Source organism: Robertmurraya korlensis, assembly GCF_023715225.1.
Classification (GTDB): Bacteria; Bacillota; Bacilli; order Bacillales; family Cytobacillaceae; genus Robertmurraya_A.
This window is the reverse complement of sequence record NZ_JAMBNS010000012.1, coordinates 115,405-131,438: the sequence shown is the minus strand read 5'-3', so window position 1 is coordinate 131,438 and position 16,034 is coordinate 115,405. Positions and strand designations below refer to the sequence as shown.

Sequence of the window (16,034 nt, the reverse complement as noted above, 5' to 3'; positions counted from 1 at the left end):
AGACACCCATTTTTAGTTTAGGGTTTCTTTTGCGGCGCGTTCTCCTGATTGAATGGCACCTTCCATGTAAAGGCGCCATTCATTTGCCGTTTCCGTTCCCGCCCAATGAATAGGTCCAACCGGGTCTGTTAAAGCAGTTCCATATTCAGAGATCACTCCAGTTGCAAAATGGGCAGCATAGCCTCCTCTTGCCCAAGAATCCTCTGCCCAATCCTTCTCATAAACACGGATCGGCTCAAGTGCTTTGCTTCCGAATAAATGGGCAATACAAGCTATCATCTCTTTCCTGCGTGCTTCCTTTGACAATCGGCCCAAACTTCTTGCATATTTTCCCCCGATTAGTGCGGTTAGAACTCCATGAGGCTCGCCTGGAGTGGTGCTATCCATCGTAGCTCGAATCGGTCCGCAATCGTAGTAAGAACTGCCAGATAAACCATCTTCTCTCCAAAAGGGAGTATTATACACGAGTACTGATTTTATGATCGATCCTTGACCAACTCGCTGACAAAGCTGTTCACGAAGTGCAGGAAGTGGGGGATTGTATTGTATTTTTGCACTAAAAGCAGGAGGTACTGCGACGATGACTTTTTTGCTAGTCCAACACATGGAATCGGTGTGGACGGTTGCACCATGATCACTCCACTCAATTTTTCTAACAGGCTGGTCTAAGTGAATATGATCCTGCATCATCTTTGCCATTTGTAGTGGTAAGGTTTGCGCGCCATTCATGATCCACATATCTTCCGCAGTCACAATTTGTTCCAATCCTCCGGCAGATTGAATAAACCAAAGCATGTCTAAAAAGGAAAATTCGCTAAGCTCAAGGGAGGAAAGTTCTTCAGAGAAGATACGGAAAAAGGCCTTTCCGTATTTCGAAAACATTTGTCTTTCTATCCAACTGTCCATGGTTAGCGCATCATATTCTCTCATTAAAGGTGAATGAACTAGCCCTTCTTTTTTAATAAGCTGTGTTAATTGATCAATCTTCTTTCGAGTTAAAAATAAATCTAACATTCCTTGTGGTGAAACAGGTGGGGAAGTGTTTGAACCCAGCATGCGCTTGTTATGTAAATCATAGATAATTTTTCCCTCTTTATAGGAAGGGATGGTCTTTATTTCGAAAAATTTCAATAAGGACTGTATACGAGGCTGAAATGGAGAAATCCACTGAGCACCAAGGTCAATCGTAGAATCTTGATGGGTAACCGTTAATATTCTTCCCCCTATACGGTTTTGAGCTTCTAAAATAGCAAAGCTTCTTCCGTGCTTTCTTAACTCCCATCCAGCAGCAAGACCAGATAGCCCAGCTCCCACAATGACTACGTCTACATGATTTAGCACATGGAGTGCCTCCCGTAAAAAATTTAGCTGCTGAAAATAAAGATTTAGGCATCGTGAAAGTATTTTCCCTCTGTTCGTAAAGAAACATGTACATTTTCACGAATATGTGGTCAAATGAAATGTACTTTACCTATAGGCATAATAAAAAGAATACGTTCGGTAAAATTAATATTGTAAAGAATTTTTGAAAAGAGGCTGTTTGATGGATTTTACAGATTTCACTTTAAGTGAAGAAATATTGAGTACTTTAGCAAGCTTACAATATCAACAACCAACTGAAGTCCAAAGAAAGGTCATTCCCCTTGTCATGGAAAAGCATGATGTGGTCGTAAAGTCACGTACAGGAAGTGGAAAAACAGCATCCTTTGCCATTCCGATTTGTGAAATGATTGATTGGGCAGAAAATAAACCCCAAGCTCTAGTCCTTACTCCTACTCGAGAGTTAGCTGTGCAGATCAGTGAAGATTTTATCAATATCGGCCGCTTAAAACGAATTAATGCAGTAGAGGTATATGGAAAGCAATCCTTTATGTATCAAAAAACGAAACTGAAGCAAAAGACACATGTGGTGGTAGGGACACCAGGTCGACTGCTTGATCATATTCAAAAAGGCACAATTGTGTTAGATCAAATCCGATACCTAGTGATCGATGAGGCGGATGAAATGCTAAACATGGGCTTTATCGAACAAGTGGAGGCTATAATAGAAAAAATGCCAGAGAATCGAGTAACGATGCTCTTTTCAGCCACTCTTCCTGATACCGTAAAAAACCTAGCCCAAAACTATTTGCAATCCCCTGTCGAGGTGGAAATTAAACCTTCAAGCAATACAGCTGAATTAATTGAGCATTCTTTAATTTGGGTGGAAGAACATGAAAAGCTTCAATTATTGCAAAACGTAACGATTATTGAAAACCCGGATAGCTGTATCATTTTTTGCCGGACAAAAGACCGTGTGGATATGGTTGTCGACCATCTAACGGAACTGGGCTATGATTGCGATAAAATACATGGTGGAATGATTCAGGAAGATCGTTTAGAGGTAATGAGTGAATTTAAACGGGGAGAGTTCCGCTACCTGATCGCAACCGATGTGGCCGCCCGCGGGATTGATATCGAAAATATCTCACTCGTAATTAACTTTGATATTCCATATGAAAAAGAGAGCTATGTGCATCGCACTGGAAGAACCGGCCGGGCAGGGATGAAAGGAAAGGCAACTACATTTGTGACAGAAAGAGAAAAACGACTGTTAGAAGAGATAGAAGAACTGATCGGTTTTCCTATTCCACAGAAAGTGCCTCCAACTGCCGAACAGGTCGCAATGTCTCAATTTGCCTTTGAACAGAAGATCAGTTCGGAACCAGAGATTAAGCAATTAAAAAGTGAAGAACTCAATAAGGATATCACCAAACTCTATTTTAATGGTGGAAAGAAAAAGAAGCTGCGCGCCGTGGATTTTGTAGGAACGATTTGTAGAATTGAGGGTGTATCTGCAGAGGATATCGGAATTATCACCATTCTTGACACAGCCTCATATGTAGAAATCCTAAATGGCAAGGGATCACTCGTATTGTCCGAAATGAAACATACAACGGTAAAAGGCAAACAATTAAAAGTTCATGTGGCAAGAAGATAAGCACTTCCTAGAGGTGCTTTTTTTATTTGGAAAAAAAGAACAATACCCATTGACAGAACCATATTCTTACTTTAATATTATCATTATCAATAATGATAATAAAGACAAGGGGGATTTACCATGATAAGTAATGCAACGATTTTGAGTATGGTCGCAGTAATCCTATTTTCCATTCTTCTATTTGTTAGTGCCATTCTTTTTACAAAAAAACAGGTAGGAATTTCTCTCAAGCCGTTATTAATAGGTAGCATCGGGTTTGTTATGATTACTCAAGTATTAGAGAAGCTTCTTCATGTGGTCGTCATAACGAGTTTTCCAAACTATGCGGAACATCCATGGTTATTTGGCTTATATGGGGGTTTCGCTGCAGGGGTTTTTGAGGAATTAGGACGTTATATCTTATTTATATGGCTGTTGAAGAAATATCAGGATTACAAGGGTGGTCTATCCTTTGGAGTAGGCTGGGGTGGCATTGAGGCCGTAGTTATCACTCTTTCAACGGTAGTGCCATTTCTTATCTTTGCAACGATGATCAATGCAGGTACGTTTGATTCTTCTATCGGAGCTAGTCTTCCAAGTGAACAAGCGGCAACCATTAAAGAGACATTATTAAATCAAGGAATTTCCCACTATTTATGGGGAATACCGGAGCGGTTCTTCGCCCTCTTTATGCAAATCGCTTTTTCTTTATTTGTCTTATTAGCGGTAATTAAAAAGAAGTTCCAATACGTATTGTTAGCTATAGTTGTTCATGCCGCTATTGATTTTCCTTTAGTTTTCTTCCAAACTGGATATATCAAGAGCTTATGGGTCATTGAGTTGTATGTCGCTATCCTAGGAGTTCTCTCTTTCTTTATCATAAAAAAATTAAGAAAATTACTGATTGGGTAAAAATACCTGAGGCAAAAGTCTAGATTAATAAAGTATAATAAAAGAAAAACTGTAAAAGGCAAACTTCTCCGAAAGGGAAGGACGCAAAGCCGTGAGCCTAATCGCTTGTTCAAAAGCGAATGGTCGTCAGGTTGCCAGGTCTCATTTTGTGAGCCCCGGCTTGCAGAATGGGGGAACGTGAAATGAAGAAGCTTGTTGTATCAATGATTTTTGTGTTGCTTTTTTCAATGGGAGGCTTTGGATCAAAAATGAGTGCATCTACGGTAGATCGCTCCACATGGCTTTGGAATCCGTGGGACATTGTAAGTAATGAAACAGGAACCTTAAGCTTCCTTGAACAAAAGCAAATCAACAAAGTTTTTGTACAAATAGATCGTGATATCCCAATGAATGTCTACCGTAGCTTTATTACGAAGGCATCCGTAAAAGGGATTAAAGTATATGCTCTAGATGGAGCACCAAGCTGGGTAGCTCCAAAAGGATATCGAAATCAAGATGCGTTAATGAATTGGTTAAAAACCTATCAAGCGGGCTCAACCGCTTCTCAAAAATTTACGGGTATTCATTTAGATGTAGAGCCTTACTTATATAGCGGTTGGAATACGAATAGAGCGGCAACGGTCAAAAGTTATCAAGAATTAATCACAAAAGCGAATACGTCTGCTGCAGGCTTAAAATTACCTCTTGAAGCAGACCTGCCATTTTGGTTTGATGAAGTTTCTTATAACAATACGTACGGCAAAGGCAATCTAGCAGAGTGGGTTATTACAAAAACGAATAGTGTAACGATTATGGCCTACCGTGACACAGCTCCAGCCATCATTGAAATCGTAAAGAATGAGGTAGCCTTTGCTGGGAAACATAATAAGGCATTAGTAATCGGAGTTGAAACAGGTGCAACAGACGAAGGAGATATGATTTCCTTTTTTGAAGAAGGGGAAGCATACATGAACGACCAGCTTGCTTCTGTTGCTTCTCATTACGGAACAACCCTTGGATATAATGGACTCGCAATCCACCATGTGGGAAGCTGGAAAACCATAAAACCATAAAGAACTATGAAAAGCACTCGTTAAAGAGTGCTTTTTTGTTCATATTCAGTCGATTTTCTAATCTAAAAAACATCATATACTTTGTTTATAGATTGGAAACAAGGAGGGCGCTGTTATGAACCTGAAACATTTACAATACTTTCGAGTGTTAGCCAAAACACAGCATTATACAAAAGCAGCCGCTCAGCTATATATCACACAACCAAGTCTTAGTCAGGCAATCGGCGAGCTTGAAAAAGAATTAAATATCAAGTTATTTGAAAAGGTTGGTCGAAATATAAAGCTGACCAAGTACGGCCAATATTTTTTAACGTATGTCGAAAACGGATTAGAGGAGCTTGAAAAGGGTGAAAGAAATCTTCAAAAGCTCACCAATGCCAATACAGGTATCATCGACTTAGCATTCATTTTCTCCTTAGGCGCCGATTTTGTTCCATCGATTATTCAGTCCTTTATGGAAGAAAACGAGGGCGGACACGTGACGTTTTCGTGTATTCAAGGAACGACGCAGAGCATTATCCAAGGCTTAAAGGAAGAAAATTATGACCTAGCTTTTTGTACGTATGCGGAACACGAACCAGAGATTGATTTTATTCCATTATTGAAGAGAGATATTGTACTAATCACCCATAAAGACCACCCATTAGCGTCAAAATCTTCAGTGGAATTAAAGGATATTGCTGACGAGAAATTCGTTTGTTTTAATAAAAAAAGTCTATTTCGTCCCGTAATTGATCAATTGTTTTCAGATGCTGAGATCACTCCATATATTTCTTGTGAAGTAGCAGAAGATACGGCATTAGTGGGCTTAGTGGCAGCCAAACAAGGAGTGGGTATTCTTCCAAGATCTTCAACTCTAGACCTGTTTGATATTAACGTACTCCCTTTTCAGGACCCACTTCCAGAACAGATTATCTACATGGCAAGTGTAAAGAATCGTTACCTCTCACCAGTAGTGGAAAAGTTTAAAAGTTTTATTGAAAGAAATTCACTTAACTAAAGAGACTTTTTTTGTCATTTTTCATAGGGTAGGCCTATAGATCTCGCAAAAAAACCGATTGGTATTTATGGATAGACTGTTCTAAACTATTCATATAAACAAGTTTGTGAAATGATGAGCAAAAGGAAGAGGGAATCTATGATGAAAAAAGTACTTATGTTAAACGGTGTGAATCTTAATATGTTTGGAAAACGTAATCCGAAGGTGTATGGAACTATTACTCTAGATGAAATTAACAAAAACATGAAAAAGTTAGCAGAAGAGTTAGATTTAGAACTTGAAACATTCCAAACGAACTGTGAAGGAGAAATGGTAGATCGCATTCATCAAGCCTATCGTGATAAGGTCGATGCAGTGATTATTAATGCTGGTGCATGGACTCACTATAGCTACGGAATTCGCGATGCTTTAGATATTTTAGAAGTACCGTTTATTGAGATTCATATGTCTAATATCCATGCAAGAGATGAATTTAGACATCGTTCTGTATTCGCAGATATTGCTAAAGGTCAGATTAGCGGTTTTGGATGTGACAGCTATTTATTAGGGCTAAGAGCAGCAAAAACTCTTATTGATGAAAAACAATTGCAAGAGGCTTAAAACAAAAAGCTAGCAGGCCCATGACTAAAGGGTTCCGTTTTCGGGGACTTTCTTATTAAAATACACAAGAAAAGTCATATCAATTTGGAATACGTCTTTTCTTTATTTATTAACGTTTCTACGAAATCCCATTAACTTTGACATAGCAATTAACATCATAATAACGGACATTAAGTATTGTGCAATTTAAAAAGAGGGTTAAAACTCCTGTCATTTTCCAGTGCCGTTTCGATCTTTATAAACTGGTCGATAAATAGCTGCTGATTCCCGCATCTAGGATCAAGAGGGTCCGCACTTATCGGTTGGGGGATCAGGTTAAGCACCCGAGCTGATAAATAGACAGAGAAATTCCGCTTAATTGGTAATTATTATTGAAAAAGGCTTAAATAGATGGAGAGATTCCGCCTATTGGCTCGAAAAATTCGAAAATGGGGGATTTTGTTTTGCATAAGCGGAAATCCTCCCCTTATTTACCCCGAAACGAGTTCCATTCTGCATTTAACCGAAAAATCTCCGCTTATTTTCCTTTTGTTAGTTACTCGATTAAGGACAAGACATCTTATTTAAAAGGGAGTGAGTTTTATCTCAATAATCCAAGAGAACCTCATTTTGATGCATTACGGTGAACCGTATCACAGGTAAGTTAGGTTTTATATAAATACCGTTTTTGGATTCATAATAAAGAAACTCGCCAACAATGATATGGCGAGTTTTCCTTTTTTATATACCAATAACGATGCCAATACGACTGTCATTTCGGCACGTATTTTATGAAAAGTACTTCAAAACGGAACCCTTTAGCCTATGACCTGCTAGCTTTGTTATTTTAAATACGAACGTAATGGTTGTAATTTTGCTTTTCCGAAGTGTTCCTCTAAGGTTGATAAAGCACTCTCCACTACAAAATTCCTCTTATTATTAGGTTGCAAAAGCTCCTCTAAGATGAAATCGAGTAGCTCGATATATTTCACAGTATCAGGCCTATTCATGCTCTCTTTTTTTAGACTCATGATTTCAAGAGTAAGCTTTTCTTGATAAGTTTTATCTTTCTTATGGCAAGAAGGAGACCAATCATCCAACAGTTCCGGTGGAAGAAGTTGCTCCCCGGTTTCTCCTACATTCTTCATTAGAGCCAACAATCGATTAACACTATATCTTACCACCCGTTCAGGATTGCTTTTTAAGCTATTCGCCATTCGCTCATACTTAAGATTATGGTGGAAAATAGCTGTAAACATAATGGCAGCATCAAGAAGATAGGGTTTCATGCTCTCGCCGAAAATTTCATGAAAGCGCTCGTACACCCATCGTAACATTCGCAATTGAAAATCACTTATAAACTTTTTTAACTCAGAATCATTTAAAAATAACACTTCTTCATATAAAGGAATAAGGTTACTTGCCCGATTGGTCTTTACTTGCAGCTCCATTTGCTTAATGAACACTTCAATATCTGACGGGTCTTTTCCGATTAAAAGTTCGTTTCTCTCATGCTCAAACTTTTTTTGTATCACGCGAAAAATAGCCATGAGTAGCTCGTTTTTAGAGGAAAAGTAATTATAAAAGGTTCCTTTAGAAATACTACTATAGTCTAAAATGTCTTGAATGGAAGTTGCTTGAAATCCCTTTTCAACAAAAAGCTTGTGGGCTGTATTGATAACGTGTTGCTTCCGATCATTCATCATATCACCTGAATTAGTATTTGGACTCACTGTATAAATGTATAGTAACTTATTTTTCTGAAGGTTACAAACCCATAATTTAGCTGTGTTTTTTCATTGCATTTTTTGTACTGACGGTATAATATATGTAAAGTATATAACAGCAGTACATTTTATTGGACTTATAGTATAGGAGGAACATATATGGCTGAGAAACAAGATAAACGGCCGCCATACGGAATTATTGGAGTTCTGTTAATTGGGGCATTCATTACGTTTTTAAATAACACCTTATTAAATATTGCTTTGCCATCGATCATGAAGGATTTAGAGGTAGAAGCTGCAACCGTTCAGTGGTTAACTACTGGTTTCATGCTTGTTAACGGAATATTAATTCCGGCCACTGCCTTCTTGATACAGAAATATTCTGTTCGAAATTTATTTTTAGTCGCCATGAGTTTATTCACGATTGGTACATTAGTGGCTGGTGTGGCTCACGAATTTCCGATTCTTTTAGCAGGACGTATGCTTCAAGCATCAGGATCTGCCATTATGATGCCATTGCTTATGAACGTTATGCTCGTTAGCTTTCCGATTGAAAAAAGGGGAACAGCGATGGGGGTATTTGGTTTAATTATCATGTTCGCCCCAGCGATTGGACCAACTTTATCTGGATGGATTATCGAACACTATGATTGGAGAATGCTTTTCCACTTTATTACACCTATTTCAGTGTTAGTGGTATTAATCGGATTCTTCCTTTTAAAAGATAAGAAAGAAAAGAGCAATCTTCGTTTAGACTTTTTTTCTTTAGTTTTATCAAGTATTGGATTTGGTGGAATTCTTTACGGCTTCAGCTCGGCAGGAAGCAAGGGTTGGGACAGCCCGCATGTGTACCTAGCAATTGCAGTTGGTTTCATTGCGCTAGTAACTTTTATTATTAAGCAATTGAAACAAGACAATCCGTTGTTAAACTTTAAAGTGTTTAAATACCCGATGTTTGCCTTGTCATCTACTATATCCATGGTAACAAACATGGCATTATTCTCAGGGATGATTCTTATTCCGATTTATGTTCAGACCATTCGTGGAATTTCTCCAATGGATGCAGGGTTAATGCTCCTACCAGGTGCCGTCGCCATGGCGATTATGTCACCTATTACAGGGAGATTGTTTGATAAATTTGGTGGTCGAGTATTGGCGCTAATTGGTCTAGGAATCACGGTAATCACTACGTATGAGTTTAGTCAGCTAACAGCAGACTTAAGTTATACGCATTTAGTAATTCTTTATACGGTTCGAATGATCGGGATGTCATTTGTTATGATGCCAGTTTCAACAAACGGATTAAATCAGCTTCCGACGCGTTTCTATCCACATGGTACGGCAATGAACAATACGTTAAACCAAGTGGCAGGGGCAATCGGAACGGCATTACTTGTTACCGTTATGTCTAATCGTACAGAAACACACGCAAAAGAAATTGCTGACGAAGCCATGAAGACGGCTGCAGGTCAAGGAGCAGGAGCTGCTCAGCCAACTGCTGAAATGATCGCTCAAATGAAAGAACAGATTATGATGAAGGCGATGCTCGAAGGAATTAATGATGCCTTCCTAGTAGCTACAGGGATTTCTATTGTCGCATTCATCCTCGCATTCTTTATCAAACGTGTGACACAAGCAGAGGATCCAATAGAAGAAAAAGAAGAGCCAAAGATTGTATCTACGAAGCTAGCTGAAAATTAATAAATTTTGCTGGAGGGCCCTAACTTGGGGTCCTCCTCTTTTTATACTTGGAGAATATAACGGATTGCCATATGATAGACATAGTACATATTTTTGTTAAGAATTGGGTGTCGTTAAATGAACATATTACTCGTCGAGGATGATAAAATCATTGCTTCAGGTCTCGAATACTCTCTCCAGCAGGATCAGTTTTCAACCATACTTTGTTACAATGTGGAATCAGCAAAGAAGGTTATCAAGGAAAAACTGAATGAAATTGACCTCTGTTTATTTGATTTATCACTACCAGACGGAAGTGGTTATGACCTTTGCCGATTGGTAAAAGAACATAGTGATGTGCCTGTTATCTTTTTAACTGCTATTGATGATGAGGGGAATGTGGTCATGGGGTTAGATATGGGGGCGGATGACTATATTACAAAGCCATTCAGAATTCGTGAGCTTTTGTCTCGTATAAAAACCGTCCTACGTCGCTATCAAAAGCAGACCCAGTCAATGTTGGATATTGAATCCATACGAATCAATACCTTAGAGGGAAAAGTATATAAAAATGGGATGGAGATTCAAGTAACTGCACTAGAGTACCGCCTACTCCTGATTTTTGCGAACCATTATGGACAAGTGCTATCAAGAAGTCAGTTATTAGAACAGATTTGGGATGTGGCTGGTGACTTTGTAAACGATAATACACTGACCGTTTACATAAAAAGATTACGAGAAAAGCTAGAGGATGATCCGCAACATCCAATGATCATCAAAACCATTCGCGGATTGGGTTACAAGATGGGAGAGTAGTATGTTAAGAAATCGAGAGTTTCAGCTTTTTGTCCTTTTGCAACTCCTTATTGGAGGAACAGCTGTTGTCGTTGCTTCTCTATCACTCATAGAACCAGTTTTCCTGATTGTACTGACCACCCTCCTATTTATTGCTAGCAGCCTTGTATTTACTTGCTGGCGCTATATTGAAATTAAGAAACTCTCTGGTTATCTTCGGAAAATAAGTTCAGGTGGAACATCACTTGATATTCGTGATAACTATGAAGGGGAGCTCAGTATTTTAAAAACTGAAATATACAAAGTTACCATCATGCTTTCTGAGCATAAGAAATTGCTGCAAAGGGATAAGGTACACTTAACAGATGCAATTTCCGATATCTCTCATCAGTTAAAGACGCCATTAACCTCTATGATGGTAATGGCTGATCTACTAAGTGCCTCTACCTTATCAGAAGGAAAGCGAAAAGAATTCACGAAAAATATACAGGTCCAGTTAGAACGAATCGAATGGTTAGTATCTTCTTTATTAAAACTTTCAAAACTAGATGCCGGGACCGTCACGTTTAAAAAGGATCCAGTAAACGTGAAGCAGCTGATTGAAAAATCGGTTGAACCATTATTAATTCCCATGGATATAAAAGACCAGAAATTAATCATTGATGGTGTAGAAGATGTTTCTTTTCTGGGTGACTTCCATTGGACTAGGGAGGCGCTCATTAATGTGCTGAAAAATGCTGTGGAGCACACAAAAGAAGGGGGAGAGATACGAATACAATATACGGAGAATCCCCTTTTTACAGAAATTTCGATTGTGGATAATGGAGAGGGAATTGCGAAGGCCGATCTTCCGTATGTGTTCCAGCGTTTTTATAAAGGGAAGAATGCTAGTGAAGAGAGTGTGGGAATTGGATTGGCGATGGCACACAGCATGATTACAAGGCAGAATGGAACACTTGAGGTAAAAAGTAAAGAAGGGGTCGGGACCACGTTTCTTTTTAAAATATTTAAGTAATAGCCTTAAGTGACAAAATTGTCACCTTATTAGTCACTTGATAGTCATTTTCGGGCGATATACTAAAACGTATCAAGGACGTAATGGAGGGACAGGATGGAAATTTTACGAATTGAACATTTATCTAAGGTGTATGGAAAAGGAGAAACAGCGGTTAAGGCGCTCGATGATGTGTCTTTTTCCATTAATAAAGGAGAATTTGTGGCCATTATTGGGCCATCGGGATCTGGGAAGTCTACTTTACTGCATCTTTTAGGTGGTGTCGATAGACCGACGAGTGGGAAGGTATTTGTTGATAACACAGATATCTATGAGCTTAATGAAACACAGTTAGCCATTTTTCGGAGAAGACAAATCGGACTAATCTACCAATTTTATAACTTGATTCCTATTTTAACCGTGGAGGAAAACATCACTCTCCCTCTTCTTTTAGATGGTCATCGAGTGGATAATAAGCAGTTTGAAGAGATCGTGAGTATTTTAAATATACAAAATCGATTGCAACATCTTCCTAATCAGCTTTCTGGCGGGCAGCAGCAGCGTGTGTCGATCGGCCGAGCGTTGATTAGTAATCCCGCAATTATGTTAGCAGATGAACCAACGGGAAATTTAGATAGTAAAAATAGTGAGGAGATTATCGATTTATTAAAAAGGTTTAATAAAACGTACCAACAGACATTGATCGTAATCACTCATGATGAGCGAATTGCCCTACAGGCTGATCGTGTCATTGCAATAGAAGATGGCAAGATCACCAAGGATGAGGTGATTCGTCCGTGAATATTGTCAACAAGCTGACCATCAGGCATTTAAAAAAGAACAAAAGAAGAACGTTGGTCACCATCATCGGCGTCATCATCTCCGTTGCAATGGTGACGGCTGTTATGACATTAGGTGCTTCTTTCTTGGATTTACTAAAAAGACAGGCGATCTCAATGGATGGAGAATGGCATGTCGTTTATAAAGATGTCAATAAGGAACAAATAGAAATCATCCAGTCTGATAAAGAAACGAAAAAGCTGGTTCTATCTTCTGATCTAGGTTACGCTCCCCTCGAGGGAAGCCAAAACGTATATAAACCTTATCTATTTGTAAAAGCATTTAGTTCTGATGGATTCAAACAGTTTCCTGTTACATTAAGTGAAGGACGACTACCAGAGAATGAAAATGAGATGGTGATTAGTGATTCCATTGAGTCGAATGGCAAAGTTTCATTAAAGATAGGTGATCAGCTTACTTTACCCGTCGGAAATCGCATGTTCATAGATGAGTCAGGAACGAAAGTAGAGTATGACCAACAAACCTCTCTTCAAATGACAGAAGGAGAGATCAGTGAAGAGCTTCAAAATCAAGTAACGCGTGAGTATACAGTTGTAGGTGTGATGAAGAGAGTCTCGTGGGAGCCAACTTTTTCACCCGGTTACACAGTCATTACGTATTTGGACGATTCAAGGTTAGATGAAATTGATCAAGTGAATGCCGTGGTTGTTTTAGAAAAAGTGAATAAATCTTTATTTAAACACGCAGAGCAACTGGCAAAAGAGAATAACATTTCACGTGTTGATTTTAATAGTGCATTGCTTCGCTATCATGGAGTAACGGACAATGACGGTTTGAACCGGACGTTATACTCGTTATTAGCGATTATTATGTCAGTAATTATGATAGGCTCCGTTGCGCTTATTTATAATGCCTTTGCCATATCTGTATCGGAGCGTGCCCGTCACTTAGGAATGCTTTCTAGTGTGGGAGCTACGAAAAGGCAGAAAAGAAACTCCGTTTTTTTCGAAGGAATTATTATTGGTTTGATTAGTATCCCAATCGGTCTCTTGTCAGGGATTGTGGGGATGGGTGTCACTTTTTGGTTTATTAATCAATTTCTTGAAGGGGCGCTAGGGGTATCGGAACCATTAAAGGTAACGATCACACCTTATTCGATGATAGGTGCTAGTGTTATTTCGATGATTACGATCTTTATCTCTACATTTATACCGGCAAGAAAGGCTTCTAAAATAACGGCTATAGATGCGATTCGTCAAACCTCGGATATTAAGCTTACTAGTAAAGCGGTGAAGACATCCAAATGGATTCGACGTATGTTTGGTTTGGAAGCAGAAATTGGATTGAAAAATTTAAAGCGAAATAAGGGTAGATATCGTGTGACCGTTTTTTCCCTTGTAATTAGCATCGTGCTGTTCCTATCTGTTTCTTTTTTTACGGATAGCTTAAAGAAATCATTGGTACTATCACAAGGCGGGGTTAACTATGATATCCAGGTGGGTGCTGATAGAGTATCCGAAACGGAATTGGCTGATATCTTTGGGAATATTCAAGCACTTCCTGATGTCACGAGTTCAAGTGTAACAAGAAGGTTAGATCTAACCACATTGGTGGAGAAGGAGAAGGTAGCTGACGAATTAAAGGGAACTTTAAAATACGAGGATGGAAAAGCACCGTATTTCCTTGTGTTAACTGGCCTTGATGAGGAAAGCTTAAAGAAATATACGGACCAGGTGGGAATTGATGTAAAACCACTCACTGATCCGGAACATATTTCTGGAATCGTTGTCGATACCATCACTTATCAGGATGGACAGACGGGTAAATTTATTGAAGCCAGCGGTATCCATGCAAAAGTTGGTGAATCAATAAAATTAATGTATGACGATTATAAGGCGGGTGAAAAGATTCCGTTAGAGGACCTTGAAATAGCAGCGTTGACTGAGCAACTACCAATGGGGGGCTTTTCATATGGGCTCGGGACTCTGAATATCATTGTATCTAATCAAGTCATTGATCAACTGATGAATGAATCGATAGAGGGATCTGTACAGCCTACACTCTTTTTAAAATCCTCTGACCCTATGAAGACACAGCAGGAAATCGAGGAAATGAAAAAGCCGAACCTATCTATTTTTAATGTGTACCAAAGTAGACAACGTGAGGAACAGATGCTCATGCTCCTGTCTGTCTTTACGTACGGATTTATTGTGCTCATTACAGCGATTTCCATTGCAAATATATTTAATACCATTTCAACGGGCATTTCCCTGAGGAAGCGTGAGTTCGCGATGCTGAAATCTGTAGGGATGACGGAGAAGGGCTTTAATAAAATGATTAGCTATGAAAGTATTTTCTATGGATTAAAAGCCTTGTTGTACGGCTTGCCGATTAGTCTGGGGATCATGTTCCTTATTTATAAAGGTACTATGAATACTTTTACTTACCCATTTTGGATTCCGTGGGGAAGTCTTGGAATCTGCTTTGTCTCGGTATTTGTGATTGTCAGCTCCGCCATGCTCTACTCGATTGCAAAAGTGAAAAAGGATAATATTATTGAGGTATTGAGGCAGGAGAATATTTAAGTTTCAAGAGATGGACATTGTCTAGGGCGATGTTCATCTTTTTTGTAAAGGGGGAGTGTGGGTGGAATTGAAGTTCGGAAAAAAGTGAGGATCAAAAATGAATTTTCAGAATCGCAAATAAAATCCGAGAATCGCAAATAAAACCAAAAATAGAGAACACCTCTCTACGAATTGCCCCTAAAACCGTCAAATAATAATAGAATATACAACTAAATCCAACCCGTATTATTAAAATCCAGCTCAAAAAACACGAAAATATGAAAAAATCAACCGTCCTCCTACAAATACTCTATTTCCCTCCCGCATCTCCCAAAGTCAACAACAATATTTTACCAAATCCAACATTTTATACTTGCGAATCTATTAAACTACCGTTACTATTAAGTGTGTAATCTAGATATGGATATACATAAGTGAAATTCCAACTATATATTGTGTTGTTGCCTTAAGATAAGATGCCGTACGGCTTAATAGGGAATCTGGTGTAAGACCAGAACTGCCCCCGCAACTGTAAATGCTGACAAAATGAACAAGCCACTGTGAAGATTGCTTACGAGATGTAGGTGCCTAAATGGGAAGGGTTCAAAGTAGAGTGAAGCATAAGTCAGGAGACCTATCTTACTTAAGATGTTTCAACTTCTTCGGGGATTTGGGAAGATGAGACGATGGCGACAGAAGACAAAAAAGTATTATTGCCTGTTTGTCTTTTGCTGAAATCGTTTCATCCGCTCAAGGAACCACTGAGCGGATTTTTTATTAGAAAAAGAAAGTATAAGTTTTTGAACTTTGAACAGTGTCTAGCTCCAGCGCCCAGCGACTAGTGTACTTCGCTCTCTTCCCTACGATAAGTCAACATCGGATCGCTTGCGCTCTCCGTGTTTCCTTTATCTCAGTCAGAGGGCTCCAGTCCATACGTCGCAAAACGGGCGCTTGCGCTTTTCGAAATTTCA

12 protein-coding genes and 2 riboswitches are annotated in these 16,034 nt (G+C 38.9%); of the genes, 10 read left to right on the top strand and 2 right to left on the bottom strand.

Annotation, left to right across the window (positions count from 1 at the left end; genetic code table 11):
* Positions 1–12: 12 nt before the first annotated feature.
* Positions 13–1,341, bottom strand: coding sequence for a flavin monoamine oxidase family protein (locus M3175_RS19765; protein ID WP_251522742.1), 1,329 nt, complete (start codon positions 1,339–1,341; stop codon positions 13–15).
* A gap of 202 nt (positions 1,342–1,543) precedes the next feature.
* Here M3175_RS19765 and M3175_RS19760 point away from each other — a divergent pair, with 202 nt between their 5' ends.
* The 5 genes from M3175_RS19760 (at position 1,544) to aroQ (ending at position 6,523) form a co-directional block, all read left to right on the top strand.
* The gene (locus tag M3175_RS19760; RefSeq protein WP_251522739.1) at positions 1,544–2,980 is read left to right on the top strand and encodes a DEAD/DEAH box helicase; all 1,437 of its coding nucleotides are present in this window, start codon (positions 1,544–1,546) and stop codon (positions 2,978–2,980) included.
* 120 nt (positions 2,981–3,100) lie between these two features.
* Positions 3,101–3,871: a YhfC family intramembrane metalloprotease gene (locus tag M3175_RS19755; protein ID WP_251522736.1), complete on the top strand. Its 771-nt coding sequence runs from the start codon at positions 3,101–3,103 to the stop codon at positions 3,869–3,871.
* 47 nt (positions 3,872–3,918) lie between these two features.
* Positions 3,919–4,010: riboswitch (cyclic di-GMP riboswitch) on the top strand.
* 43 nt (positions 4,011–4,053) lie between these two features.
* Entirely contained in the window at positions 4,054–4,923 is an 870-nt protein-coding gene (locus tag M3175_RS19750; RefSeq protein ID WP_251522735.1) for an amidase, read from the top strand.
* A gap of 115 nt (positions 4,924–5,038) precedes the next feature.
* Complete coding sequence (locus M3175_RS19745; RefSeq protein WP_251522734.1) at positions 5,039–5,923, top strand: LysR family transcriptional regulator; 885 nt, start codon at positions 5,039–5,041, stop codon at positions 5,921–5,923.
* A gap of 141 nt (positions 5,924–6,064) precedes the next feature.
* The gene (gene aroQ, locus M3175_RS19740) at positions 6,065–6,523 is read left to right on the top strand and encodes a type II 3-dehydroquinate dehydratase (RefSeq protein ID WP_251522818.1); all 459 of its coding nucleotides are present in this window, start codon (positions 6,065–6,067) and stop codon (positions 6,521–6,523) included.
* A gap of 821 nt (positions 6,524–7,344) precedes the next feature.
* Here aroQ and M3175_RS19735 read toward each other — a convergent pair.
* The gene (locus M3175_RS19735; RefSeq protein ID WP_251522733.1) at positions 7,345–8,205 is read right to left on the bottom strand and encodes a TetR/AcrR family transcriptional regulator; all 861 of its coding nucleotides are present in this window, start codon (positions 8,203–8,205) and stop codon (positions 7,345–7,347) included.
* 183 nt (positions 8,206–8,388) lie between these two features.
* Here M3175_RS19735 and M3175_RS19730 point away from each other — a divergent pair, with 183 nt between their 5' ends.
* The 5 genes from M3175_RS19730 (at position 8,389) to M3175_RS19710 (ending at position 15,084) form a co-directional block, all read left to right on the top strand.
* Positions 8,389–9,930 carry a DHA2 family efflux MFS transporter permease subunit gene (locus M3175_RS19730; protein ID WP_251522732.1) on the top strand — a complete coding sequence of 514 codons (1,542 nt, stop codon included), beginning with the start codon at positions 8,389–8,391 and terminating at the stop codon, positions 9,928–9,930.
* A gap of 117 nt (positions 9,931–10,047) precedes the next feature.
* Complete coding sequence (locus tag M3175_RS19725) at positions 10,048–10,725, top strand: response regulator transcription factor (RefSeq protein ID WP_251522731.1); 678 nt, start codon at positions 10,048–10,050, stop codon at positions 10,723–10,725.
* A 1-nt stretch (position 10,726) separates the two neighbouring features.
* Positions 10,727–11,719 (top strand): sensor histidine kinase, encoded by a 993-nt coding sequence (locus M3175_RS19720; RefSeq protein WP_251522729.1) that lies wholly within the window; start codon positions 10,727–10,729, stop codon positions 11,717–11,719.
* Between the two features lie 96 nt (positions 11,720–11,815).
* Positions 11,816–12,499 carry an ABC transporter ATP-binding protein gene (locus tag M3175_RS19715; RefSeq protein ID WP_251522728.1) on the top strand — a complete coding sequence of 228 codons (684 nt, stop codon included), beginning with the start codon at positions 11,816–11,818 and terminating at the stop codon, positions 12,497–12,499.
* The gene (locus M3175_RS19710) at positions 12,496–15,084 is read left to right on the top strand and encodes an ABC transporter permease (RefSeq protein WP_251522727.1); all 2,589 of its coding nucleotides are present in this window, start codon (positions 12,496–12,498) and stop codon (positions 15,082–15,084) included. Before M3175_RS19715 ends, M3175_RS19710 begins: the two co-directional genes overlap by 4 nt.
* 436 nt (positions 15,085–15,520) lie before the next feature.
* A riboswitch (cobalamin riboswitch) is annotated at positions 15,521–15,718 on the top strand.
* Positions 15,719–16,034 lie beyond the last annotated feature (316 nt).

Excerpts from the sequence above, each read along its gene's own strand:
- M3175_RS19735 (WP_251522733.1), bottom strand. The coding sequence starts at position 8,205 with ATGAATGATCGGAAGCAACACGTTATCAATACAGCCCACAAGCTTTTT.
- M3175_RS19750 (WP_251522735.1), top strand. The coding sequence starts at position 4,054 with ATGAAGAAGCTTGTTGTATCAATGATTTTTGTGTTGCTTTTTTCAATG.
- M3175_RS19760 (WP_251522739.1), top strand. The coding sequence starts at position 1,544 with ATGGATTTTACAGATTTCACTTTAAGTGAAGAAATATTGAGTACTTTA.
- M3175_RS19720 (WP_251522729.1), top strand. The coding sequence starts at position 10,727 with ATGTTAAGAAATCGAGAGTTTCAGCTTTTTGTCCTTTTGCAACTCCTT.
- M3175_RS19745 (WP_251522734.1), top strand. The coding sequence starts at position 5,039 with ATGAACCTGAAACATTTACAATACTTTCGAGTGTTAGCCAAAACACAG.
- M3175_RS19725 (WP_251522731.1), top strand. The coding sequence starts at position 10,048 with ATGAACATATTACTCGTCGAGGATGATAAAATCATTGCTTCAGGTCTC.
- M3175_RS19755 (WP_251522736.1), top strand. The coding sequence starts at position 3,101 with ATGATAAGTAATGCAACGATTTTGAGTATGGTCGCAGTAATCCTATTT.
- aroQ (WP_251522818.1), top strand. The coding sequence starts at position 6,065 with ATGAAAAAAGTACTTATGTTAAACGGTGTGAATCTTAATATGTTTGGA.
- M3175_RS19715 (WP_251522728.1), top strand. The coding sequence starts at position 11,816 with ATGGAAATTTTACGAATTGAACATTTATCTAAGGTGTATGGAAAAGGA.
- M3175_RS19730 (WP_251522732.1), top strand. The coding sequence starts at position 8,389 with ATGGCTGAGAAACAAGATAAACGGCCGCCATACGGAATTATTGGAGTT.